The sequence below is a fragment of the Sphingomonas sp. 77B genome (assembly GCF_056497825.1).
This window is the reverse complement of the sequence record NZ_JBWMBY010000001.1, coordinates 1869699-1891836: the sequence shown is the minus strand read 5'-3', so window position 1 is coordinate 1891836 and position 22138 is coordinate 1869699. Positions and strand designations below refer to the sequence as shown.

Sequence of the window (22138 nt, the reverse complement as noted above, 5' to 3'; positions counted from 1 at the left end):
TGCACGAGATTCGCTGACGGCGAGGCTTTCCTCTTGGGCTTCGACTTCGTCCAGCCTGAACGGAGGGCTGGAGAGGGTACTGCGAACCACCCGCATCAGGAACCCTTCGATCCTTGGGACAATATGTCCACCATGATCGATCACAGTAACCACCGATCTCCACTCGATTCATTCACGCGTTCGTCCTACATTCGCTTCCCATGAGCATCGAGGGCACGGACGCGCGCGTGGATTATTCCCGCGTCTTCACCCAGGCGATCGACCGCCTGCACGCCGAGGGACGTTACCGCGTCTTCATCGACATCCTGCGCAACAAGGGCATGTTCCCGAACGCCCGGTGCTTTGCCGGGCATAACGGGCCCAAGCCGATCACCGTCTGGTGCTCCAACGACTATCTGGCGATGGGCCAGCACCCCAAGGTCATCGCCGCGATGGAGGAAGCGCTGCACGACGTCGGCGCGGGCTCGGGCGGCACGCGCAACATCGGCGGCAACACGCATTATCATGTCGATCTGGAGGGCGAACTCGCCGACCTGCACGGCAAGGAAGCGGCGCTGCTGTTCACCAGCGGCTATGTCTCCAACGAGGCGACGCTGGCGACGCTGGCGAAGATCCTGCCCGGCTGCGTTATCTTTTCCGACGAGCTCAACCACGCCTCGATGATCGCGGGCATCCGCAATTCAGGTTGCGAGAAGCAGGTCTTCCGCCACAACGACCTGGCGCATCTGGAGGAATTGCTGGCCGAGGCCGATCCGGCGGTGCCCAAGCTGATCGCATTCGAGAGCGTCTATTCGATGGAGGGCGATGTCGCCCCGATCGCCGCGATCTGTGACCTCGCGGATAAGTATAACGCGCTGACCTATCTCGACGAGGTGCACGCGGTCGGCATGTACGGCGCGCGCGGCGGCGGCATTTCGGAGCGGGACGGCGTCGCACACCGACTGACCGTGATCGAGGGGACGCTGGGCAAGGCGTTCGGCGTGATGGGCGGCTATATCGCGGCCGACCGGATGATCGTCGACGTGATCCGCTCGTACGCGCCGGGGTTCATCTTCACCACCTCGCTATCGCCGGTGCTGGTCGCGGGCGTGCTGGCGAGCGTGCGCCACCTGAAGCAGAGCTCGGTCGAGCGCGAGGGGCAGCAGGCGGCCGCCGCCAGGCTGAAGGCAATGATGACCGAGGCGAACTTGCCGGTCATGCTGGGCGAGACGCATATCGTGCCGGTGATGGTCGGCGATCCGGTCAAGGCCAAGAAGATCAGCGATATCCTGCTCGCCGAATATGGCGTGTACGTCCAGCCGATCAATTATCCGACCGTCCCGCGCGGCACCGAACGCCTGCGCTTCACCCCCGGCCCCGCGCATGACGAGGCGATGATGCGCGAACTGGTATCGGCGCTGGTCGAGATCTGGGAACGGCTGGAATTGAAGATGGCAGCGTAAGGGGCTGAGTCTTTTTCGTTCTTCCCCGGCGAAGACCGGGGCCCAGTTGCGGCGAAGCGGGTGGTGCGCGGAGCGATGCGACCTTATTCCCACCAACGATAGGGTGACTGGACCCCGGCCTTCGCCGGGGCGGTCGCAATTTTAGATCGTGATGACATTGCATTGAATCGAGGCAAGCCCCTCCCCTTCAGGGGAGGGGTTGGGGTGGGGCCTCGCCATAGGCCTCAAGCTTGCGGAAGCGCCCCACCCCCGGCCCCTCCCCTGAAGGGGAGGGGTGCGTTCATCTCATGTCATCTTGCTCTAAAGGCCGGATTTCAGTCGAGCGTGATCGCGGCGTCGCTTCCCGGCACGGCCAGCGGTGCGCCAAACCGCACCGTGTGGACGCTGCTATAGTCGCCCTCCACCGGATCGGCATAGACATGGACGACGCGGCGCACCCCGTCGATCACCCAATAGGTCGGGATGTCCGCCTGGGCATAGAGCATCCGCTTCAGGCCCATGTCGCGGCTTTGCGTCGTCTGTGCGATCTCGACGACCAGCAGAATGTCGTCCGGTGTCAGGAAGCGGTTCTCCACAATCGGATGGCGCAGCAGTGCGGCATCGCACGCGACTACGGTCACATCGTCGAGAACGAGGCCGGTTTCACCCACGACCAAGGTCACCCCCATCGTTCGGGCAAGGTGAAATACGACACTGGCCTGCGCGGCGGCATGGCCCCCCATTGGTGGGTTCATCCGCTCCAGTTCCCCGTCGATCAGCTCGACCTTCATGCCCTCGAACGCGCCAGCCTCGACCATGCGCAGGAACTCGGCGCTCGTGAAGCGCGCGCGGGTGTCGGGGGCAAGGCGGGCCAGCTGGTTCACGGTCGCGATCCTATCATGGCGGACCGAACGCGCCTAGCCGCGCCTCACTTCTTGCAATAGCCCTCGCCCGTTTTCACCGTCAGGCAGTCGGTCTTGCCCGCCAGATACTTCAATCCCGTCGCATCGCCGTTGGTGGGCCGCAGCGTTTCGCGCACGCCATTCCGTTCGAAGACGATGGTGTCGCCGACCTGCTCGCCCCGGAACTCGCCCTTGTGGTCGAGGTCCCACTGCATCTCCATGCGGTAACGGCCCGGCGTCGCGGCGTGCTTGATGGTCAGGAACATGCCTTCGACCCCGACATAGCGGCCGACATAATCGGGGCCCTTTTTCTTGGACAGCCCGGTGAAGGTCGCGCCATCCCCGGCCGGGCCCGCCGTGGCGGCTGCCTCGGGCGTGTTCGTCGCGGCGGCGGCATTCTTCACCTCCTCCGGCGTCTCGCGCGAGCAGGCGGTCAGGGCAGAGAGGGCGGCGAGGATCAGGATGCGCTTCATGGCGCGCAAAACCCCTAAACACCGGCACACGTTCCGTTCGCGAAGGGGTAGCCATCGGCCTTGCGCGCGCGTAAAGGCGCACGCATTCCATCCCCTTCGTCAGGAGCGCCCGTCCCATGCGCATCGCGATCGCATCCGATCATGCCGCCGTCTCGCTGAAGACCGTGCTGGCGGACTGGCTTCGCGAACAGGGGCATGAGGTGCTGGACCTGGGGACCGACGGTTCGGCCAGCGTCGATTATCCCGATTTCGGCCGCGCGATCGGCGAGGCGCTGGCCGATGGCCAGGCCGAGCGCGGCGTGGCGTTGTGCGGATCGGGCATCGGCATCTCGATCGCCGCCAACCGCAACCCCGCCTGCCGCTGCGCGCTGGTGTCCGAGCCGCTCTCGGCCGCGCTCGCCCGCCAGCATAATGACGCCAACGCCATCGCCATGGGCGCGCGCGTCATCGGCGAGGAAATGGCCAAGGCCTGCCTCCAAGCCTTCCTGTCCACCCCGTTCGAGGGCGGACGTCATCAGCGTCGTGTCGACATGCTGTCCACGGCCCCCGCCCAGAATTGAACGCCCAAGGATACCGCCCCCATGAGCATGAATGACGTCCAGCCCGCCGGTTTCTTCACCCGCAACCTGGCCGATGCCGATCCCGCCGTCTTCGCCGGTGTCGCGCACGAGCTGGAGCGCGAGCAGACCCAGATCGAGCTGATCGCCAGCGAGAACATCGTCTCCAAGGCGGTGATGGAAGCGCAAGGCTCGGTCTTCACCAACAAATATGCCGAGGGCTATCCGGGCAAGCGCTATTACCAGGGCTGCGCGCCGTCGGACGAGGTCGAGCAACTGGCGATCGACCGCGCCAAGCAGATTTTCGGCTGCAACTTCGTCAACGTCCAGCCGCATTCGGGCGCGCAGGCGAACGGCGCGGTGATGCTGGCGCTGGCCAAGCCCGGCGACACGATCATGGGCCTGTCGCTCGACGCCGGTGGCCACCTGACGCACGGTGCGAAGGCCGCGCTGTCGGGCAAGTGGTTCAACGCGGTCCAGTACGGCGTCGATCCCGAGACGCACCTGATCGACTATGACGAGGTCGCCCGGATCGCGCGCGAGAGCCAGCCTAAGATCATCATCGCGGGCGGCTCGGCCTATCCGCGCACGATCGACTTCGCCAAGTTCCGCGCCATCGCGGACGAAGTCGGTGCCTATTTCATGGTCGACATGGCGCATTTCGCCGGGATCGTCGCGGGCGGCCTGCACCCGACCCCGTTCGGCCATGCGCATGTCGTGACCACCACCACGCACAAGACGCTGCGCGGTCCGCGCGGCGGCATGATTATGACCAACGACGAAGCGATCGCGAAGAAGATCAACTCGGCGGTCTTCCCCGGGCTTCAGGGCGGCCCGCTGATGCACGTCATCGCCGCCAAGGCGGTCGCCTTCGGCGAGGCGCTGCAGCCGGAGTTCAAGACCTATATCGCGGCGGTCGTCGAGAATGCCCGCACGCTGGCCGCGACGCTGAAGGCGCGCGGGGCGAACCTGGTCGCGGGCGGCACCGACACGCATCTGGCGCTGGTCGATCTGACCCCGCTGGGCATCACCGGCCGCGACGCCGACGAGGCGCTGGAGCGCGCGGGCATCACCTGCAACAAGAACGGCATCCCCAACGACCCGCTGCCCCCGATGAAGACCAGCGGCATCCGCGTCGGCTCGCCCGCCGGGACCACGCGCGGTTTCGGCCCCGCCGAGTTCGAACAGATCGGCCACATGGTCGCCGACGTGCTCGACGGTCTGAAGGCCAAGGGCGAACATGGGGACCCGGAGGTCGAGGCGAACGTTCGTGCCCGTGTGCGTGAGCTTTGCGCACGCTTTCCGATCTATCAGGGATAAGGACGTAAACGCATGGCCAAGTTCGACGAGAAGATTTCCGAGGTTCAGAGCGACATCAAGTCGACGCCGGGCCTCGGCAAGAGCATGGCGAAATGGGGTGCGCTCGGCGCCGTCGTCGCGATCCCGGTTCCGTTCGTGGGCCCGATCTTCGGCGCGGCGGCGGGTGCGGGCTATGCCTATTTCAAGGCCAAGAAGAAGATCTGAATGCGCTGCCCATTCTGTGGCCATGAAGACAGTCAGGTAAAGGATAGCCGCCCCACCGAAGATGGGGCGGCCATCCGTCGTCGCCGCCAGTGCGAAGGCTGCGGCGCGCGCTTCACCACCTTCGAGCGTATCCAGTTGCGCGAGTTGTTCGTGCTCAAGAGCGAGGACCGGCGCGAGCCGTTCGACCGCGAAAAGCTGCTCCGCTCCATTTCCATCGCGACGCGCAAGCGCCCCATCGACCCGGTCAGGGTGGAAAAGCTGGTGTCCGGCATCCAGCGCCAGCTGGAGACGAGCGGCGAGGGCGAGGTATCGTCCAAGCGGATCGGCGAGATGGCGATGGAGGGGCTGAAGGGATTGGATTCGGTGGCCTATATCCGCTTCGCCAGCGTGTACCGCGAGTTTGGCGAGGCCAGGGACTTTGAGGCGTTTGCGGGGACGGTGGAAGAGGTGGCGCCCAAGGGGGAGTGAGGTGAGGTTTGGGGCGTGGGCTTCGACTTCGCTCAGCCTGAACGGAAATTGGGGATTATTCGACTTCATCAAAACAGCCGTTCAGGCTGAACGAAGTCGAAGCCCAAGGGAATCCCTTGCCCCAAACCTTGAAAGCGATAGCCTCAGGGAATGGCCTTCTACTGCTACATCCTCCGCTGCTCCGACGGCAGTTTCTACACCGGCCACACTGATAACCTCGAACACCGCATCGCCCAGCACCAATCCGGCGAACTCCCCTGCTACACCCACACGCGCCGCCCTGTGACGCTCGCCTGGTCCCAGGACTTCCCCTCCCGCCAAGAAGCCCTCGCCGCCGAGCACCAGATCAAAGGCTGGTCCCGCACCAAGAAACAGGCCCTGATCGCATCGGACTGGACGAGCCTGAAAGAAGCCGCGATACCGCGCGGCGAACGTGCCCTTCGACTTCGCTCAGGGCGAACGAGAGTGTGACCGTGAACAAATCCCAGCCCCCCGTCATCGTCCTGGTCCGCCCGCAGCTCGGCGAGAATATCGGCAAGGCCGCGCGCGCCATGTTGAATTTCGGGCTGGTCGAGATGCGGCTCGTCATCCCGCGCGACGGCTGGCCCAATCCGCAGGCGGGGCCCGCCGCATCGGGCGCGGACATCGTGCTGGAACAGGCCAAGGTTTATGAGAGCGTCGCCGACGCGGTCGCCGACTGCGCGCAGGTCTATGCGACCACGGTGCGCAAGCGCGGCGTGACCAAGCCGGTCGTGACCCCGGAAGAGGCGGCGCGCGAAATCCATGCCGATACCGTTGGTCGCGCGGCCTTCCTCTTCGGGCCGGAGCGCTCGGGGCTGGAAACCGACGACGTCGCCATCGCGCGCAAGATCGTGACCGTGCCGATCAACCCGGAATTCGGCAGCCTGAACCTGGCGCAGGCGGTGATCCTGATCGCCTATGAATGGTCGAAGGGCGTCGAACTGGCCCAGCCGCCCGAGGTCGAGCTGCCCGAGGTCGCGCCGCAGGGTGAATTGGACGGGATGATCGGCCAGTTGGAGGACATGCTGGAGAATGCGGGCTTCTTCTTCCCGCCCGACCGCACGCCGGCCAGCAAGCGGACGCTGCGCACCTTGCTGACCAAGCCCGGCTGGTCGAGCCAGGAGGTGCGGACGCTGCGCGGCGTGTTGTCGACGCTGGCGCGGCCGCGTCAGCGGTAAGGGGGCAAATTCCCACCCTCCGTTCAGCCTGAGCATAGTCGAAGGCCAAGGGTGGCATTGGCCAGGATGCCCTTGCGGTAGCGGTTCCGGCGTGGGCTTCGACTTCGCTCGATCTGAGCGGAGGTTGGGATGTGAAGGGTAGGGGGAACTTACCCCCGTGTCCGGTCGAACGCCGCCAGTTCATAGGCGATCGAACCTTCGACCAGCACTTCCCACATCTCCGCCACCACCGCTTCCGGCACGCCCAGCCGCCGGGCTTCGGCGCGGGCCTGGTCGATCACCTGGGTCTTGCGATCCTCGTCGCGCACGCGGTCTCGGGTCGGTTTGATCCGCGCGGCGGCGTCCATATAGGCGAAGCGGCGCGCAAGCATCGCCACCAGGTCGCGGTCGAGCTGGTCCACGCCCGCGCGGACCTCCGCCATGGTGGTGCAATCGGGTCCGGCGAGAATCTGGGTCATGGATTATGGCTCTGCCGGGCGGCGTTCCCGCTGTCCAGCCCGGCTTGCCGATCGGGGCGGGCGCGGGATAGCATGGCACCCGCGTTCCCATTGGGAGATAGGACGATGCTGACCACGTTGCTGCTGCTGGCCCTGACCGGGCAACAGGCCGAACCCGCGCCCGCGCCGGTCAAGGAAAAGAAGATCTGCCGGGTCCAGGAAACCACGGGCTCGCGGCTCGGGGGCAAGCGGATCTGCAAGACCCAGGCGGAATGGGACGAGATGGCCGCTAATGCGCGCAACGACGTGGAAAACGCGACGAACAAGCTGAACACCGCCAGCGGTCGCTGATCGTCCGCCTCGCTTGACTCGCGGCTGCCCGTCGTCTAGGCGCGCCGCTTCGCAATTGCCCCCGCATCCCGGTGAAGCGGTGGGCCTGCGCTTGTCCCCTTAAAGGCTTGCATGGTGCGATACCGGGACCAACGTCGTTCGTAATTGCCAAGGATTACACATGTCGAAGCGTCAAAGCGCAAAGTACAAGCTCGATCGCCGGATGGGCGAGAACATCTGGGGTCGTCCCAAGAGCCCGGTCAACAAGCGTGAATACGGCCCCGGCCAGCACGGTCAGCGTCGCAAGGGCAAGATGTCGGACTTCGGTCTGCAGCTGCGCGCCAAGCAGAAGCTGAAGGGCTATTATGGCGACGTGACCGAGAAGCAGTTCAAGGCCTGCTACCAGGAAGCCGCCCGCATGAAGGGCGACACCTCGCAGAACCTGATCGGCCTGCTCGAGCAGCGCCTGGACATGATCGTGTACCGCGCCAAGTTCGCGCCGACGATCTTCGCAGCGCGCCAGCTGGTCAGCCACGGCCACATCCGCGTCAACGGCGTGAAGTGCAACATCGCGTCGCGTCGCTGCTTCGTCGGCGACGAGATCTCGCTGGGTTCGAAGGCGACCGAAATGGCGCTGGTCATGGAAGCACAGCAGCTCGCCGAGCGTGAAGTGCCCGACTACGTCACCGCCGACGGCAACACCAAGGTTGCGCTGACCCGCATCCCGACCCTGGACGAGGTGCCCTATCCGGTGAAGATGGAACCGAACCTGGTCGTCGAATTCTATTCGCGCTAAGTTTCGGGTCTTACCGAATTTCGGAAAGGGCGGTCCCGATGGGGCCGCCCTTTTTGTTTGCGCCGCGCTTGTCGAAGGGCGGCAGGCCGCGCATACTTCCGCCTGTTGAAAAGGGAGGGGTATCGATGCGCTTGGGATTGATCGCCGTCGCGGCGCTGGTGAGCATGACGGCCGCCACCGCCCAGACCGCCGAACAGGGTCGATATTCCGGCCAGCTGCGCACCATGCTGACCGCCGTTGCGGGCGGCACCTGTCCCGAGGCGCTGATGGGCGAGGAACTGCTCAAGGCCTGCCGCCAGCAGCTTCCGAAGATGGCGCCCGCGATCAAGGCGGCTGGTGCGATCCAGTCGATCACCTTCGACACCGCGCAGGACGCGAACGGGCAGCGTTATGAGAAATACACCGTCGCCTTCGCCAGCGGCAAACCCTCGGCATGGGTGATCGGCGGCCTGAAGGACGGCAAGTTCGAGTCCGTCTATTCCCTGGGCGACTGACGCACAGGCGCCCAGGGACGAGGCGCGACGGGTGCGCGATCAGAAGCGGACCTGTCGCTCCAGCTGATCCGCGCGCAGCGCGGTCTTGGTCACGATGCAGCCGGTATCGATCGTGTCGCCATTGATCTTGCAGCTATAGTCCCGTTCCCGAATCCAGCGGCGCTGCTGGTCGCGCAGGGCGGTCTTGACCGCCGGGCGCGAGGCCAGTTGGCGCATGACCTGCTGATAGGCCTTGTTCAGGCGGTCATCCTGCACCGCCGCCTCGCGCTGGGTACAGACGCCGGTCTGCACGATGTTGCTGCCGGCGCGGCTCATGCAGCTGATATAGGCGGGCGACAGGTTCGGCGATTCCTGCGCCAGGATGGGGGCGCCCGATCCGATGACCATCATCGCGGTCATGACGGCAATCCATTTCATGTTTCCCTCCTCTTGTGCGGCCCGACATTCTCATCAGCCGATCCAGGCGCATAACCATCTGTCGTCGTGACGGTTTCGGTATCGATCGAATGGGGCGGGACGGCTGGCCTATCCGGCGCGTTTTTTCTGCACGATCGCGACGATGATCGCCGCCACCATGCCCAGCGGGAACCAGAGGCCGAACTTGTGGCTCAGCAGGCCGATAAAGCCGAACAGGACCAGCATGGCAAAAGGTGACAGCGTCTTCATGATCGCAATCTGACCGGCCACGGGATGCTTGGCAAGCTTGCCCCGCCCGCGTCCACCGGGCACAACATCCCCAAACATAAGGGGAATGTCCGTCATGCGTCGTCTGGTCCTGTTGTCCCTCCTCCTGTCCGGCACTGCCATCGCGCAGGACAGGCCCACCATCTCGGTCGATACGCTGAAGACCGTGACCCAGACCCTGTCCTCCGACGCCTATGAAGGCCGTGCGCCGACCACCCCGGCCGAGGACAAGACGGTCGCCTATATCATCGACCGCTTCGAGAAAGCGGGTCTGAAGCCCGGCAACAAGGGCAGCTGGACCCAGGACGTGCCGATGGTCGAGATCACCGCCACCGACGTCCAGCCCTTCACCATCAAGGGCAAGGGAGCACCGATCCCGCTCGCCTATCGCACCGACATGGTCGTTGGCACCTATCGCGTGACCCCGCGCATCGACCTGAAGGACAGCGAGCTGGTCTTTGTCGGATACGGCATCACCGCGCCCGAAAAGGGCTGGGACGATTATGCCGGGGTCGATGTGCGCGGCAAGACAGTGGTGATCCTGGTCAACGACGCCGACTGGCAGACCATGGGGCGCGAGGGACCGTTCGAGGGGCGGGCGATGACCTGGTATGGCCGCTGGCCCTACAAGTTCGAGAATGCCGCCAAGCATGGTGCCGCCGCGGCGTTGATCGTTCACCAGACCGAACCCGCCGCCTACCCCTGGGCGGTCGTGCAATCCTCCTGGACCGGGCCGCAGCTGGAGCTGGACGAGCCGGGCGACCATCAGGACCAGAGCCAGGTCATCGGCTGGCTGCAGGAATCGGTGGCGCAGACTATCCTGAAGGCGTCGGGCAGGGACCTCGCCACGCTGACCAGGGCGGCGCAGCAAAAGGGGTTCAAGGCGGTGCCGCTCGGCCTGACCCTGTCGGGCGGCTTCACCAACACGATCCGGCGGCAGGCGTCGAAGAACGTGATCGGCGTCCTGCCGGGCACGACCGAGCCGGGCGATTACGTCCTCTATTCGGCGCATTGGGACCATCTTGGCCGCTGCGACGCGGTGGACGGCGACGATATCTGCAACGGCGCGCTCGACAATGCGACCGGCGTGGCGGGGCTGGTCGCGCTGGCCGAGGCACAAGTGAAGGCGGGACCGGCCAAACGCTCGATCGCGTTCCTGGCGGTGACGGCGGAGGAAAGCGGGCTGCTCGGCTCGGGCTATTATGCGCAGCACCCCGTCTTCCCGCTTGCCCGCACCGTGGGGGGCGTGAACATGGACGGGCTGAATATCTCGGGCCGGTCGAAGGACTTCGTGCTGGTCGGCAAGGGCAAGTCCGAGATTGAGGACCTGGTCGTCCCCTTCGTGAAGGCGCAAGGGCGCTATATCGGCGAGGAGGCCAATCCCGAACGTGGCGGCTATTACCGCTCCGACCATTTCTCGTTCGCCAAGCTGGGCGTGCCGATGCTCGACGGTGGATCGGGCGAGGACAAGGTCGTCGGCGGCAAGGCGGCGGGCAAGGCCGCCAGCGACGATTATGTCGCGCACCGCTATCACAAGCCGGCGGACGAATATGACGCCAACTGGGACTGGTCGGGCGCGGTCGAGGATTTGACGGTCTATTATCAATTGGGCAGGACGCTCGCCGACCGGCCGGGCCTGTGGCCCAACTGGTATCCCACCGCCGAATTTCGCGGCATTCGCGATCAAAGCAGGAAGAACGTCCAGTGACCACGCCCACCGTGACCACGCCCCCGCCGCCCGAATGGGCCCCGCATGACGCCGTTTGGATCGGCTTTCCCAGCCACCCGGAGCTGTGGGAAGAGGATCTCGACCCTGCGCGCGAGGAGGTGCTGGCCTTTGCCCGCGCCGTCCATGCCGATGGCCGGGGCGAGCGGGTGATCCTGGTTGCCGCAGACGGCGAGGCGGCCGATGCCGCACGCCAGATGGCGGGCGATATGGCGGATGTGATCGTCCAGCCCTTTGGCGATATCTGGCTGCGCGATACCGGCCCGATCATCACCGGCGACGGCTCGGCACGGCTGTTCGAGTTCAACGGCTGGGGCGGCAAATATGATCTGCCCGGCGACGACACGGTCGGCGCGCGTCTGGCCGAGGATCGCGCGCTTTCCGCCACCCGCTGCGAATGGGTGCTGGAGGGCGGTGCGATCGACGGGGACGGCACCGGGCTGGTCGTGACGACGCGCCAGTGCCTGCTCAACCCCAACCGCAATCCCGACCTGACCGAGGGCGCGATTGCCGAGCGGCTGGCCCATGACCTGGGGCTGACCCGGATCGTGTGGCTGGGCAACGGCCTGCTCAACGACCATACCGATGGCCATGTCGACAATCTGGCGCGCTTCGTCGGGCCCAACCGCGTCGCCATTCCCGAAGCCGCCGAGAACGACCCCAATTGGCAGGTCTACGCCGCCGCCAAGCGCGACGCGCAGGCCGCCGGGCTGGAGGTCGTCGGCATCCCGTCGCCGGGCCGCGTGCTGCGCGACGACGAGGTCGTCCCCGCCAGCTATATGAACTTCTATATCGGCAATGCCGCCGTCGTCGTGCCGCTCTATGGCAGCGACAATGACGAGGCCGGGGTCGCCGCGATCCAGGCGATCTTCCCCGACCGCCAGGTCGTGGGCCTGCGCGCCGACGCGATCGTGACCGGCGGCGGCAGCTTCCACTGCATCTCGCAGCAGATCCCGACGATCGGCTGATATTCCTCACTGGCCCGTGCTTCTTCGTCGAAGCGCGGGCCTTTATATTTACCGTGCATAAACCGTGGGTTGGCTAGGGTGGTATATTCACCCATCCGGGATCGGAGCCCCACATCGTGCAAGTCACCATCAATCTGCTCCGTGCGCAACACGAGGACATAGCGCGCGCCGTCGGCGATCTCATGGCCCTGTTCGACCTGCGCTATGTCGAGGCCGCGCCGCTGCTGGGCCCGGCCCGCACCCGGATCGCGCAGGTCATCACCAAGCATCTGAAGAGCGAGGACGAGCTGCTGCTGACCCCGCTGCGCGAACGGCGGCTGATGGCCAGCATTCCCGGATGCGAGGCGATCGTGGTCGAGACGCGCGAGCTGCGCCTGACCTATTCCCAACATATCGGCACCTGGACCGCGCGCGCCATCGAGGAGCGGTGGACCGAATATGTCGGGGTAACGCGCACGCTCAACCAGCGGCTGATGGCGCTGTGCGACCTGAAGATGAAGAGCTTCTATCCGGTCGTCCTGCGCCACATCCTGCTCGATCCCACCCCGGCCCCGCGCATGACGGGGTGACGCGCAGGGCGGCAGGGGATAGCATGGCGGCACTACCGATCAGGGGAGTCGCCATGACCGCCGTCCGATCCGCCGACGTGTTCGCTCGTCCGATCCTTCCCGCCATTGCACCCGTCCTGGCCATCGTCGGTGCGGCGGCCTTGCTTCGTTTGCCGATAGCGCAGGCCCATCCCCGTGCGGCGGCGCTGTTGTTCCTCTGGATCGCCTCGGACGCGATGATTTTAGGGTTGTTGAGCCGAACGCGGCGGCCGGGCTGGCGGGCAGGGATCGCCGCGATGGCATCCGCGGGCATGGCGGTGCTCAGCCTGTCGCCGCCGCCGATCCGGGCGGGGTTGTTCTCCATGCCCTGGGCGATGATGGTTCCGGCCGTCGCGATCGCGATGCATGGCGGATGGGGATTATGGCGGGTGGCGGCGCGGCTTCATACGTGGAACCCGGCCGATCCGGATCGCTGGCCCGCCCTGCTGGAGGAAATATTGCCCCGGCCACTGGTGCGACTGGCGCTGGCGGAGGCCCGGTTGCTCCACCTCGCGCTGTTCCGCTGGCGCGCCGCGCCCGACATCCCCGCAGGGACGCGGGGTTTTGCCTATCACCGTCATCTACAACCGATGATGATCGCGCTGCTGGTCATTTCCTGCATCGAGATCACCGTCACGCATCTGCTGGTCGCGCATTGGAGCCGGACAACAGCATTGGTGATGTTCGTCATCAGCGACGTGTCGCTGCTATACCTGATCGGCCTCATCAAGTCGTTGCGCCTGTCGCCGGTCTTGCTCACCCCGGCGGGGGTGCGGCTGAGGGCCGGGCTGTTGGTCGACCGCACCATTCCGTATGCGGCGATCGCGGCGGTGACGGCCAATCCCGATGGCGAGACGGTGCGTGCGCCCGATAGCTGGAACATTGCGCTGCTCGCCTGGCCCAACATGCTGATCCGCTTGTCCGAGCCCTTGCCGCCTTCGTTGCGGTGGCGGCGCGATCCGGTGCGGGCGGTGGCGTTGCGGCTGGACGAGCCGGGGCCGTTTCTCGATGCTTTGCGGGCCCGGCTGGATGCGGAAGCGGGGTGACGCCCGTGTGCGGAGCCATTAAAGGGCAGGGCCATGACCCAGATCACCGTCGCCGCGCTGCAACTGGCCTTTACCGCCGATATCGACCGCAACATCGCCGAGGTGTCGCGCCTCGTCCGTGAGGCGGCACGCCAAGGTGCGCAGGTGATCCTGCCGCCCGAGCTGTTCGAGGGCGAATATTTTTGCCGCGTCGAGGATGAGGGGCTGTTCGCCAACGCCAAGCCGACGGATGAGCACAAGGCGGTGCTGGCGATGCAGGAATTGGCCGCCGAGCTGAAGGTTCATATCCCGACCAGCTTCTTCGAGGCGGACGGGCCGCACCACTACAACTCGCTGGCGATGATCGACCCGGACGGCAAGGTCGCGGGCGTCTATCGCAAGAGCCATATCCCGGACGGCCCGGGCTATGAGGAGAAATTCTATTTCCGCCCCGGCAATACCGGGTTCAAGGTGTGGGACGGCCCGGCGACCAAGCTGGGCGTCGGCATCTGCTGGGACCAATGGTATCCCGAGACGGCGCGCGCGATGATGCTGATGGGCGCGGAAATCCTGTTCTATCCAACCGCGATCGGCAGCGAGCCGCATGACGACAGCCTCGACACCGCGCGGCTGTGGCGTCGTGCGATGGTCGGCCATGCCGTGTCCAACGTCGTCCCGATCGTCGCCGCCAACCGCGTCGGCTGCGAGCATGGCCAGACCTTCTACGGCACCAGCTTCATCTGCGACGAGCGCGGCGACATCCTGGCCGAGCTGGGTCGCGAGGAAGAGGGCGTGATCGTCGCCACCCTCGACATCGACCGGGTGAAGCGCCACCGCGCCGCCTTTGGCTTTTTCCGCGACCGGCGGCCGGAACTGTACGGGCGGCTGGTCCAGGATATTTGATCCTCTTTCCTCTCCTGTAAGGGGAGGAATGAGGATCAGGATGGCATAGTGTCGACCATCGTCGAGCCCCTCCCCTTCAGGGGAGGGATTGGGGTGGGGCCTCACCACAGGCACAGCGTTTGCGGAAGCGCCCCACCCCCGGCCCCTCCCCTGAAGGGGAGGGGGGATTAAGCTGACGGCATCCTACTTCAGCCGCGCAACGCCATTGCGCGCGCGAACACGGCCTCGAACATCTCGGGCGTCAGTCGCCCGGTATTCTGGTTGTAGCGCGAGCAGTGGTAGCTATCGAGGATCACCGGCCCGCCGCCGGGCAGGCGATGTTCGGCCAGATGCGCGAATCGCGCCTTGGGCAGGCGGCCGCCCAGCGCCTTGACGACCGATCGGTGCGCGATCTCGCCGAGGGCGATGACCACCGAGAGCCGAGGCAGCGCCGCCAGCTCCTGTTCCAGGAAGGTCCGGCACGTACGAATCTCGTCCGGCGTCGGCTTGTTCTCGGGCGGCAGGCATTTGACGGCGTTCAGGATGACGGCGCCTTTGAGTGTCAGGCCGTCATCGACCTTGGCGGCGAACGCGCCCTCGGCCAGACCGAATTTGGCGAGCGTGCCATAGAGAAGCGGCCCCGCGCCATCGCCGGTAAAGGGGCGGCCGGTGCGGTGCGCGCCATGCTTGCCGGGGGCGAGGCCGACGACCGCTAGCCAGGCCTCGCCATCGCCGAACGGCGGGACGGGGGCATTCCACCAATTGGGATATTCGGCGGCGACCGTCTGGCGAAGCTCGACCAGGCGGGGACAGAGCGGGCAGTCGCGCGGTGGCTGGATCGGGGCGAGAGGCGCCGGGATGACAGGAAAGGATGCGTCGGGCATCGCGCTCGGGTAGTCGCAGGGCATGACGACGACAAGCTATGCCATTGCACTGGGTTCCAACCGTCCGGGGCGGCATGGCGGCCCGCGTGACGAAATCCGCGCGGCGCTGGCGGCTTTGCCGGGCGTTTATGCCGTGTCGCCGATCCTGACCACCGCGCCCATCGGCCCGTCGATTCGCGCCTTCGCCAATGCCGCCGCGCTGGTCGAAAGCCCGCTCAATCCGCCCGCCATGCTGTCCATGCTGAAAGCCATCGAGCGCGATTTCGGGCGGCGCCGGGGGCAGCGCTGGGGCGCGCGTGTGATCGACCTGGACATCATATTGTGGTCGGGGGGGCGGTGGCGCTCGCCGGGCCTGATCGTGCCGCATAGCGCTTATGCAACGCGCGACTTCGTGCTGCACCCGCTGGCCACGATCGCAGGCGACTGGCGCGATCCGCGTGACGGGCGGTTTGTACGCCACATGCGACATGGTGTTGACCGCAGGCGTCCGCGCCCCTAGGTCGCTTCCACCCCGATGGAGGGTCCGTAGCTCAGTTGGTAGAGCAAGCGACTTTTAATCGAGAGGTCCCGGGTTCGAGTCCCGGCGGACCCACCACCGGGATGATATTTCGATCAGCCTTCGCCATGATCGTCGCGCAGGGCGCGTCCGGCGATGGTGATTTCCCCGACGAAACACGCCAGTCCCGCCACCGCGCAGATCAGGCCGCCGCCGAAAAAGAAAAACAGCACCCCCGCATGACGGGAATCGCGCAGCGTGCCCAGGAACAGGGTAATCGCCGCGCAACAGGTCATCGCGCCTGCCGCCGCGGTCAGGGTGACGGCGATGTCGAGGATCTTCGAGCGCAGGCGCAGGCGGCGCATTTCATAGCCGTTCGTCCGGCCATCCCGCTTCAATCCCTGGATCCGGTCGCTGATTCGCCCCAGCCGCGTGGCGAAGACGTTGAGCAGCGATCCGACCGCGGTCAGCAGGAAGATCGGCGTCAGCGCCAGCTGGATGACGCGGGCGGCGGCGTTCAGGGGATCGGTCATCAGGGCTCGCTTCATCCGAAGATCGTCGATCGAACGAGGATCGACATTGTTCCCCGACGACGGCGCGTGACGGCGCGTGACGGCGATGGTCGCGATCGGCCACTCCCGAATTGGGATGGCGGCGGCATCGCGCCGGACCAATTATCCTTGTGCTAACATATTGATGAGCAGGATATAGAAGGGATCGGGGCATGTGACAGGGGAACGATGACAGATGGAATTTCCGCTCATCGTGCCGCGACCACCCCGCCTGTCCGAGCAATTGGAGGGGCTGAAGCGGATCGAGGCCTCCGGCCAGTTCAGCAACAATGGTCCCGAAGTGCGCGCGCTGGAGCGGGAGATGGTGGCGCAGCTGTTCGACGGGCGCGGGGCGGCGCTGGCGGTCGGCAATGCGACGCTGGGCCTGATGATCGCGATGCGGCAGGCGGCGGGACTTTATCCCCGGCCGGGCACGCTGGCATTGATGCCCGCCATGACCTTTGCCGCGACCGCGCAGGCGGCGCTGTGGGCGGGGCTGACTCCGTTGATCGTCGATATCGATCCGCGCGACTGGACCGCCGATCCGGCCGAGGAAGAGCGGATGCTGGCCCGGCATGGCGAGCGGATCGGTGTCGTCGTGCCCTATGCGACCTTCGGCACGGTCATCGATCTGGACCGCTATGCCTGGCTGGCGCAGCGTTACGGGGTCGGGATCGTCATCGATGCGGCGGCATCGCTGGGCACGCTGGACGAAGCCGGGCGGGGTTTCGGCGCGGGGGCGCCGTTCGCGCTGGTCTATTCGATGCACGCGACCAAGACCTTTTCGGTCGGCGAGGGCGGCCTGATCTACAGCGGCGACGCGGATCGCATCGAACGGTTGCGCGCGATGGTGAATTTCGGGTTCGAAAGCGGGCGCCATGCGACTCTGCCGGGCATCAACGCCAAGATGCCCGAGGTGCTGGGGCTGATGGCGCGCGGCAAGCTGGCCGAGCTCGATTCGATCTGTGACGCGCGCGCCGCGCTGGACCGCGAATATCGCGACGCGCTGACCGGATGGACGTTCCAGCCCATGACGGCGAAGCGGCAGGCGACTCAGTTCATGCCCGTGCTGCTTCCCGCCGAGCTCGCGCCGCACCGCGCGGCCGTTATCGGCGCCCTGGCGGCGGACGGTGTGGGGGCGGGCCAGTATTTCAGCCCGCATCTGGGCGAACAGGCTCTGTTCCGCGACACCGCGCTGATCGAGGCGACGCCGGTGGCCGATGACGTGTCCGCCCGAATGCTCAGCCTGCCGATCACCGATGCGATGCGGCCGGGTGATGCGGCGATCGTCGCCGGACGGCTGCGCAGCGCCGTCGCGCGGGTCGCGGGAATGTCCGACGTGGCGCAGATGCGCGGCGACACCGCTCGCGGCTGTCTCATCATCGGCGGCGGACCGGCTGGCACCGCCGTGCTGACGGCGGCCAGCAAGAAGGGGCTGCTCGAAAGGCTGGTGGGGGAGGGGCTGATGCTGGTCGAGCGGTCGCCCCGCCTTGGGCCCGGCGCGCTGGGCGACTATGCGATCCGATCCGACACCACGGCGGAGACCTTCCTGTCGGCGGTGCGGGGCAATCCCTATCCCCAACTCGCCGCGCTGGAGACGCATCCGGCGGGACGGATGATGGCCGCGCATTGCGGCGCGCTGGGGGCGCCGCTGGCCGAGACCGCGCCGTTGCTGGCGGCGACCGCTGCGCGGTTGCGGGAGATCGTGACCGCGCATGGCGGCGATGTGCTGACCGCGACCGAGGCAGTGAGCGCACGGCGCACGCCGGACGGCCATTGGCGCACGACCTTGTCCGGCCCGAACGGACGGCATGACGTGACGTCGCGCAGCCTGGTCGTCGCCACCGGCGGCTATCAGACCGATGCGCAGATGGCCGACAAGATGGTCGCCGGGGCAAGGCTGGGCGCGCTGGCGGGGGATCGCCTGATCCGATCCGACGCCCTGCTGCGCCGTGGCGGGGTCGAGGCGGTGGCGGCGCGGCTGGCCGAACGGCGTGCGCCGAGGGTGGTCATCGTCGGCGGCTCGACCAGTGCGCTGGCATCGGCGGTGCAACTGCTGAAATGCCATGACCTGCCTTGGGGGACGGGCGCAATCACCTTGATGGTGCGGACGCCGCCCAAGCCGTTTTTCCCCTCGATCGAGGCGGCCGAGGCGGAGGGCTTCACGGACTTCGCCCCCGACGACATCTGCCCGGTCAGCGGTTTCGTATTGCGTCTCGCCGGGCTTCGGCTGGAATCGCGCGAACTGGTGATGCGGATGCTGGGGCTGGGCGGGCGGACGCCCGATCCGCGCCTGAGCCTGTATCGGATCGCGGGGGAAGACGATCCCGAGGCGCGCACGCTCATCGCCGAGGCCGATCTGGTGATCGGCGCGCTCGGCTATCGACCGCGCGCCCTGCCGCTGTTCGACAGGGATGGCCAGCCGATCGCACTCGCGCATGAGGCGGGGCGGCCGATGGTCGACCGGCATTGCCGAATCCTCGACGACCGGGATCGGCCGGTGCCGGGCGCCTATGGCATCGGTCTGTCCGCGGGTTTCCTTCCCTGGGGCGCGCTGGGGGGCGAGAAGAGTTTCCGGGGGCAGGCCAACGGCCTGTGGCTCTGGCAGAATGATGTCGGGCAGATGATCGTGGATCAGTTGCTGGGGCGGGATGTCGCCGGACATGCGAGCGTGGCGGCATGAACGATCCCGTCGCCGCTCCGATCGTCAGCGTCGTCATCCCGGCCTATAATGGCGCGAGCCTGATCGGCGAGACGCTGGCGAGTCTTGGCGAACAGACGTTGACGGCGTGGGAAGCGCTGGTCGTCGATGATTGCTCGTCGGACGATACGCGCGATCTGGTGCGGAACTGGCCCGACCCGCGCGTTCGCCTGATCGAGAATGCAGTCAATGGCGGCCCGGTGAACACGCGCAACCGGGGCTTTGCCGAGGCGCGGGGGCGCTATCTGGCCGGGTTGGACCAAGACGATCTGTGCCGCCCCGAACGGCTGGCACGGCAGGTCGCCTATCTGGACGCGAACCCCGATGTCGCGCTGGTCGGCACGCAAACCGAGCAGCTGTTGGGCGGCCGGGTGCTGCCCATGAACTATGCGCCGCACACCACGCCCGATCTGATCGCCTGGCTGAGCTGGATCGAAAACCCGCTGGCCTGGTCGACGGTGATGGTCCGCGCCGATGCCGCGCGACGGCTCGACCCGTTCACCCGGCCGGAAATCCTCTATGCCGAGGATTTCGACCTGTATCACCGCATCGTCGCGTTCGGGCGTATCGCGCGGCTGGACGAGCCGCTGGTCATCTATCGCCAGCATGACGGCGGCGTTTCCAAGCGGTTCACGACGATGATGCGCGCCAGCGCGGCGCGGGTGCTGGCCGAGGCGCATGCACCGCTGCTCGGCGACGATGCGGACGAGGTGGCGCGACTGCTGGCCGAGCATAATATGGGCGGTGTGCCGATCCCTGACGGCGCGACGCTGCGTCGTCTGGGGCAGGCGATCGCGCGCTTGCAGGGCGCCTTTGTCGAGCGTCACGGCCCCGATGTGCAGAGCCTGAAGCTGATCCGTTGGGAAACCGCGCGGCGCTGGCGGCAATTGGCGCGCGTGGCGCTTCGCAGCGGCCGGGTCACGCTGGGGGATGTGCTGGCATCGCGGCCGCCGCATCTCGGGCTGGGCTATGCCGGTGTCGAGGATATCCTGCGCTGGCGTGCGATCGGGCTGGTGCGGCGTATGTACCGAAGGGAGGGCGGTGTACCGGCCCAGCCCTGATCGCTGTCCAATCCCCGGCTGCCTGGGACGCCGGGGATCAAGCCATTTCTATGTCAGAACAGATATTTGATCAGCTTCGATGCGCCCAGTGCGACGCCACCGACGGCCAGCCAGCTCGACACCGCACCGACGGTCAGAATCATCAGGCGATCGATCGGCGAAATGATATGCTCTTCCATGGTGGGCAGTCCTCTCCCGCCGATCTTTTGCGTCGGCGTGCCTCATTTATGAAACAAAACAGGTCGGCAGACAAACCCGTTTTTCGAATAAGTGTGATCGATCCGAGAGGGGACCCGATACCTGTTGTTGGATCAAGGGGTTGGCGAAGCTCCGCTGACGGGCAGGCGCTGCCTCGATCGCCGATCCGCATTGCCCTTCGGGCCCGTTCGCCGCAAAGGCGGGCCATGGCGGCATTCATCTCATGACCGATCGAGCCCCCCTTTCCGCTACTGATTCGGCGGCTGGCGATGCGGGTGATTCGCTTCCTGCTGCGCCATCGCATCTGTCGGCCATGCCGATGGCGCTGCGCGGTGTGGCGGCGGGGGCCCTGGCGCTCGCGCTGCTCCTTCTGCTGGGGCTGGCGGTGGATCACTGGCCCTTTGCCTGGGACCGCGCCATTCTGACCGGGCTGCGCACCCATGCCCAGTCTCAGGGGCTGCGCGCGGCGGCGGTGGATTTCACCGCACTGGGCAGCGTGCCGGTACTGGTCCTGATGGTGGCGGGCGCGGCGATCCTGTTGCTCGCGCGCGGCTGGTGGCTGCTGGCGCTGGCGACGGTGGCGTCGGGGATCAGCGGCGGCGCGGTCGTGACCTGGGTGAAGCTGATGGTCGCGCGCCCGCGACCCGATCTGGTGCCGCACTGGGTCGATGTCCACAATGCCAGCTTCCCGAGCGGCCATGCGGCGGGCAGCGCGATGGTCTATCTGACGCTGGCCGCGCTCGCGACGCAGCTGACCGGGCATCGCCGGGTGCGCCATGCCATCGTCGCGATCGCCGTGCTGCTGGTCGGGACGATCGGGGTCAGCCGGGTCTATCTGGGCGTGCACTGGCCGTCCGACGTGGCGGCGGGTTGGTGCTTCGGGACGCTCTGGGCGCTGGGCTGGTGGTGGGCGACGGCGGCCGCCCGCCGGTCATGGGGCGGCGCGCGCCAGTAGGGCCTGTGCCGCCTTCAGGTGCGGCGCGTCGACCATCTTGCCGTCCAGCTGCAGTGCGCCTGCGCCCGGATGGGCCAGGAACAGGTCGACGATCGCCTGCGCCCGCGCCAGATCCTCCGCCGAGGGGGTGAAGGCGGCGTTGATGACCGGCACCTGGGCCGGGTGGATCGCCATCATGCCGGTAAAGCCGTCCCGATTGCCCCGCGCGGCATAGGCGGCCAGCCCGTCCAGATCGCGAAAGTCGGGATACACGGTCTCGATTGCGGCGATTCCCGCGGCATGGGCGCCGAACAGGGTCAGCGAGCGGGCGAGTTGATAGGGGGCGGTATAGCTGCCGTCCGCTTCGCGCGAGGTGACGGCACCGATCGCGGCGGGCAGGTCCTCCGCGCCCCAGGTCAGCCCGGCGAGCGGCAGCGGCGATCCGGCATATTCGTGCAGCCGGAACAGCGCCATCGGCGTCTCGGTGGCGATCGGCAGGATCGGGATATGCGCCACCCCGCGCGCTGCCAGCGCGTGCAGGCTGACGAGCCCCTCGGCCTTGGGTAGGACGATGCCGTCGGGTCGCGCGGGCAGGATCGCGGCCAGATCGTCCGCCGCGAGCGGGCCATCGACCGGATTGATGCGGACGAGCAGCCGCACGCCGGGCTGACGCGGCTGGGCCAGGAACCACGCCACCTCTTCACGCGCGCGGGGCTTGGCATCGGGGGCGACCGCATCCTCCAGGTCGAGGATCAGCGCGTCCGCGCCGGACCCCAGAGCCTTGGCCATCCGATCGGGCCGGTCGCCCGGTACGAAGAGGAGCGAACGCAGCCGCATCCG

28 protein-coding genes and 1 tRNA gene are annotated in these 22138 nt (G+C 66.7%); 20 read left to right on the top strand and 9 right to left on the bottom strand.

The window, feature by feature from the left end; translation table 11 throughout:
• Positions 1 to 200: 200 nt before the first annotated feature.
• Positions 201 to 1442: a 5-aminolevulinate synthase gene (gene hemA, locus AC1GI4_RS08860; RefSeq protein WP_479629274.1), complete on the top strand. Its 1242-nt coding sequence runs from the start codon at positions 201 to 203 to the stop codon at positions 1440 to 1442.
• 314 nt (positions 1443 to 1756) lie between these two features.
• On the opposite strand, the gene AC1GI4_RS08855 is transcribed toward hemA, so the two are convergent.
• Both AC1GI4_RS08855 and AC1GI4_RS08850 read right to left on the bottom strand, forming a co-directional pair.
• Positions 1757 to 2305: a Uma2 family endonuclease gene (locus AC1GI4_RS08855; protein WP_479629273.1), complete on the bottom strand. Its 549-nt coding sequence runs from the start codon at positions 2303 to 2305 to the stop codon at positions 1757 to 1759.
• Between the two features lie 44 nt (positions 2306 to 2349).
• Positions 2350 to 2796 carry a hypothetical protein gene (locus tag AC1GI4_RS08850; RefSeq protein ID WP_479629272.1) on the bottom strand — a complete coding sequence of 149 codons (447 nt, stop codon included), beginning with the start codon at positions 2794 to 2796 and terminating at the stop codon, positions 2350 to 2352.
• A gap of 116 nt (positions 2797 to 2912) precedes the next feature.
• On the opposite strand from AC1GI4_RS08850, the gene rpiB reads away from it, so the two are divergent.
• The 6 genes from rpiB (at position 2913) to AC1GI4_RS08820 (ending at position 6544) form a co-directional block, all read left to right on the top strand.
• Positions 2913 to 3356, top strand: coding sequence for a ribose 5-phosphate isomerase B (gene rpiB, locus AC1GI4_RS08845; RefSeq protein WP_479629271.1), 444 nt, complete (start codon positions 2913 to 2915; stop codon positions 3354 to 3356).
• Positions 3357 to 3377: 21 nt separating this feature from the next.
• Positions 3378 to 4673: a serine hydroxymethyltransferase gene (gene glyA / locus AC1GI4_RS08840; protein WP_294269541.1), complete on the top strand. Its 1296-nt coding sequence runs from the start codon at positions 3378 to 3380 to the stop codon at positions 4671 to 4673.
• A 12-nt stretch (positions 4674 to 4685) separates the two neighbouring features.
• The gene (locus tag AC1GI4_RS08835; RefSeq protein ID WP_479629270.1) at positions 4686 to 4877 is read left to right on the top strand and encodes a hypothetical protein; all 192 of its coding nucleotides are present in this window, start codon (positions 4686 to 4688) and stop codon (positions 4875 to 4877) included.
• Positions 4878 to 5345, top strand: coding sequence for a transcriptional regulator NrdR (gene nrdR / locus AC1GI4_RS08830; RefSeq protein ID WP_479629269.1), 468 nt, complete (start codon positions 4878 to 4880; stop codon positions 5343 to 5345). It begins immediately after the preceding gene.
• A 150-nt stretch (positions 5346 to 5495) separates the two neighbouring features.
• Positions 5496 to 5816 (top strand): GIY-YIG nuclease family protein, encoded by a 321-nt coding sequence (locus AC1GI4_RS08825; RefSeq protein ID WP_479629268.1) that lies wholly within the window; start codon positions 5496 to 5498, stop codon positions 5814 to 5816.
• A gap of 2 nt (positions 5817 to 5818) precedes the next feature.
• Positions 5819 to 6544 (top strand): RNA methyltransferase, encoded by a 726-nt coding sequence (locus AC1GI4_RS08820; protein WP_479629267.1) that lies wholly within the window; start codon positions 5819 to 5821, stop codon positions 6542 to 6544.
• A 149-nt stretch (positions 6545 to 6693) separates the two neighbouring features.
• Here AC1GI4_RS08820 and AC1GI4_RS08815 read toward each other — a convergent pair whose 3' ends face one another.
• Positions 6694 to 7002, bottom strand: coding sequence for a chorismate mutase (locus AC1GI4_RS08815; RefSeq protein WP_479629266.1), 309 nt, complete (start codon positions 7000 to 7002; stop codon positions 6694 to 6696).
• Between the two features lie 105 nt (positions 7003 to 7107).
• On the opposite strand from AC1GI4_RS08815, the gene AC1GI4_RS08810 reads away from it, so the two are divergent.
• From AC1GI4_RS08810 to AC1GI4_RS08800, 3 genes are all read left to right on the top strand, one after another.
• The gene (locus AC1GI4_RS08810; RefSeq protein WP_479629265.1) at positions 7108 to 7332 is read left to right on the top strand and encodes a hypothetical protein; all 225 of its coding nucleotides are present in this window, start codon (positions 7108 to 7110) and stop codon (positions 7330 to 7332) included.
• Positions 7333 to 7492: 160 nt separating this feature from the next.
• Positions 7493 to 8107 (top strand): 30S ribosomal protein S4, encoded by a 615-nt coding sequence (rpsD, locus tag AC1GI4_RS08805; RefSeq protein WP_042490485.1) that lies wholly within the window; start codon positions 7493 to 7495, stop codon positions 8105 to 8107.
• Between the two features lie 125 nt (positions 8108 to 8232).
• The gene (locus AC1GI4_RS08800) at positions 8233 to 8601 is read left to right on the top strand and encodes a hypothetical protein (RefSeq protein ID WP_294269525.1); all 369 of its coding nucleotides are present in this window, start codon (positions 8233 to 8235) and stop codon (positions 8599 to 8601) included.
• A 39-nt stretch (positions 8602 to 8640) separates the two neighbouring features.
• On the opposite strand, the gene AC1GI4_RS08795 is transcribed toward AC1GI4_RS08800, so the two are convergent.
• Both AC1GI4_RS08795 and AC1GI4_RS08790 read right to left on the bottom strand, forming a co-directional pair.
• Positions 8641 to 9018, bottom strand: coding sequence for a lysozyme inhibitor LprI family protein (locus AC1GI4_RS08795; protein ID WP_294269521.1), 378 nt, complete (start codon positions 9016 to 9018; stop codon positions 8641 to 8643).
• Positions 9019 to 9126: 108 nt separating this feature from the next.
• Complete coding sequence (locus AC1GI4_RS08790) at positions 9127 to 9363, bottom strand: hypothetical protein (RefSeq protein ID WP_479629264.1); 237 nt, start codon at positions 9361 to 9363, stop codon at positions 9127 to 9129.
• Here AC1GI4_RS08790 and AC1GI4_RS08785 point away from each other — a divergent pair.
• The 5 genes from AC1GI4_RS08785 to aguB all read left to right on the top strand — a co-directional run bounded on the left by AC1GI4_RS08785 (position 9362) and on the right by aguB (position 14494).
• On the top strand, positions 9362 to 10993 hold the full coding sequence (locus AC1GI4_RS08785) for a M28 family peptidase (RefSeq protein WP_479629263.1): 1632 nt from the start codon (positions 9362 to 9364) through the stop codon (positions 10991 to 10993). The genes AC1GI4_RS08790 and AC1GI4_RS08785 overlap by 2 nt on opposite strands.
• 11 nt (positions 10994 to 11004) lie before the next feature.
• Positions 11005 to 11979, top strand: coding sequence for an agmatine deiminase family protein (locus AC1GI4_RS08780; protein WP_479630382.1), 975 nt, complete (start codon positions 11005 to 11007; stop codon positions 11977 to 11979).
• Positions 11980 to 12095: 116 nt separating this feature from the next.
• Positions 12096 to 12548 (top strand): hypothetical protein, encoded by a 453-nt coding sequence (locus tag AC1GI4_RS08775; protein WP_294269512.1) that lies wholly within the window; start codon positions 12096 to 12098, stop codon positions 12546 to 12548.
• A 23-nt stretch (positions 12549 to 12571) separates the two neighbouring features.
• Positions 12572 to 13612, top strand: coding sequence for a hypothetical protein (locus AC1GI4_RS08770; protein WP_479629262.1), 1041 nt, complete (start codon positions 12572 to 12574; stop codon positions 13610 to 13612).
• A 33-nt stretch (positions 13613 to 13645) separates the two neighbouring features.
• Entirely contained in the window at positions 13646 to 14494 is an 849-nt protein-coding gene (aguB, locus tag AC1GI4_RS08765; RefSeq protein ID WP_479629261.1) for an N-carbamoylputrescine amidase, read from the top strand.
• A 188-nt stretch (positions 14495 to 14682) separates the two neighbouring features.
• Here aguB and AC1GI4_RS08760 read toward each other — a convergent pair whose 3' ends face one another.
• Entirely contained in the window at positions 14683 to 15357 is a 675-nt protein-coding gene (locus AC1GI4_RS08760; RefSeq protein ID WP_479629260.1) for a uracil-DNA glycosylase, read from the bottom strand.
• 22 nt (positions 15358 to 15379) lie between these two features.
• Here AC1GI4_RS08760 and folK point away from each other — a divergent pair, with 22 nt between their 5' ends.
• Both folK and AC1GI4_RS08750 read left to right on the top strand, forming a co-directional pair.
• The gene (gene folK / locus AC1GI4_RS08755) at positions 15380 to 15856 is read left to right on the top strand and encodes a 2-amino-4-hydroxy-6-hydroxymethyldihydropteridine diphosphokinase (RefSeq protein WP_479629259.1); all 477 of its coding nucleotides are present in this window, start codon (positions 15380 to 15382) and stop codon (positions 15854 to 15856) included.
• Between the two features lie 20 nt (positions 15857 to 15876).
• A tRNA-Lys gene (locus AC1GI4_RS08750) sits at positions 15877 to 15952 on the top strand.
• Between the two features lie 17 nt (positions 15953 to 15969).
• Here the strand turns inward: AC1GI4_RS08750 and AC1GI4_RS08745 are convergent.
• The gene (locus AC1GI4_RS08745; protein WP_479629258.1) at positions 15970 to 16527 is read right to left on the bottom strand and encodes a DUF2721 domain-containing protein; all 558 of its coding nucleotides are present in this window, start codon (positions 16525 to 16527) and stop codon (positions 15970 to 15972) included.
• A gap of 73 nt (positions 16528 to 16600) precedes the next feature.
• Here AC1GI4_RS08745 and AC1GI4_RS08740 point away from each other — a divergent pair, with 73 nt between their 5' ends.
• Both AC1GI4_RS08740 and AC1GI4_RS08735 read left to right on the top strand, forming a co-directional pair.
• The gene (locus AC1GI4_RS08740) at positions 16601 to 19087 is read left to right on the top strand and encodes a DegT/DnrJ/EryC1/StrS family aminotransferase (protein ID WP_479629257.1); all 2487 of its coding nucleotides are present in this window, start codon (positions 16601 to 16603) and stop codon (positions 19085 to 19087) included.
• Positions 19084 to 20166: a glycosyltransferase family 2 protein gene (locus tag AC1GI4_RS08735; protein WP_433909672.1), complete on the top strand. Its 1083-nt coding sequence runs from the start codon at positions 19084 to 19086 to the stop codon at positions 20164 to 20166. Before AC1GI4_RS08740 ends, AC1GI4_RS08735 begins: the two co-directional genes overlap by 4 nt.
• A gap of 53 nt (positions 20167 to 20219) precedes the next feature.
• Here the strand turns inward: AC1GI4_RS08735 and AC1GI4_RS08730 are convergent, their stop codons facing one another.
• On the bottom strand, positions 20220 to 20345 hold the full coding sequence (locus AC1GI4_RS08730; RefSeq protein WP_294269493.1) for a hypothetical protein: 126 nt from the start codon (positions 20343 to 20345) through the stop codon (positions 20220 to 20222).
• A 242-nt stretch (positions 20346 to 20587) separates the two neighbouring features.
• Between AC1GI4_RS08730 and AC1GI4_RS08725 the strand changes: the two genes are divergently transcribed.
• A complete protein-coding gene (locus AC1GI4_RS08725) occupies positions 20588 to 21319 on the top strand; it encodes a phosphatase PAP2 family protein (RefSeq protein ID WP_479629256.1) in 732 nt (243 codons plus the stop codon).
• Here the strand turns inward: AC1GI4_RS08725 and AC1GI4_RS08720 are convergent.
• Positions 21296 to 22135 (bottom strand): HpcH/HpaI aldolase/citrate lyase family protein, encoded by an 840-nt coding sequence (locus AC1GI4_RS08720; RefSeq protein WP_479629255.1) that lies wholly within the window; start codon positions 22133 to 22135, stop codon positions 21296 to 21298. The genes AC1GI4_RS08725 and AC1GI4_RS08720 overlap by 24 nt on opposite strands.
• Positions 22136 to 22138 lie beyond the last annotated feature (3 nt).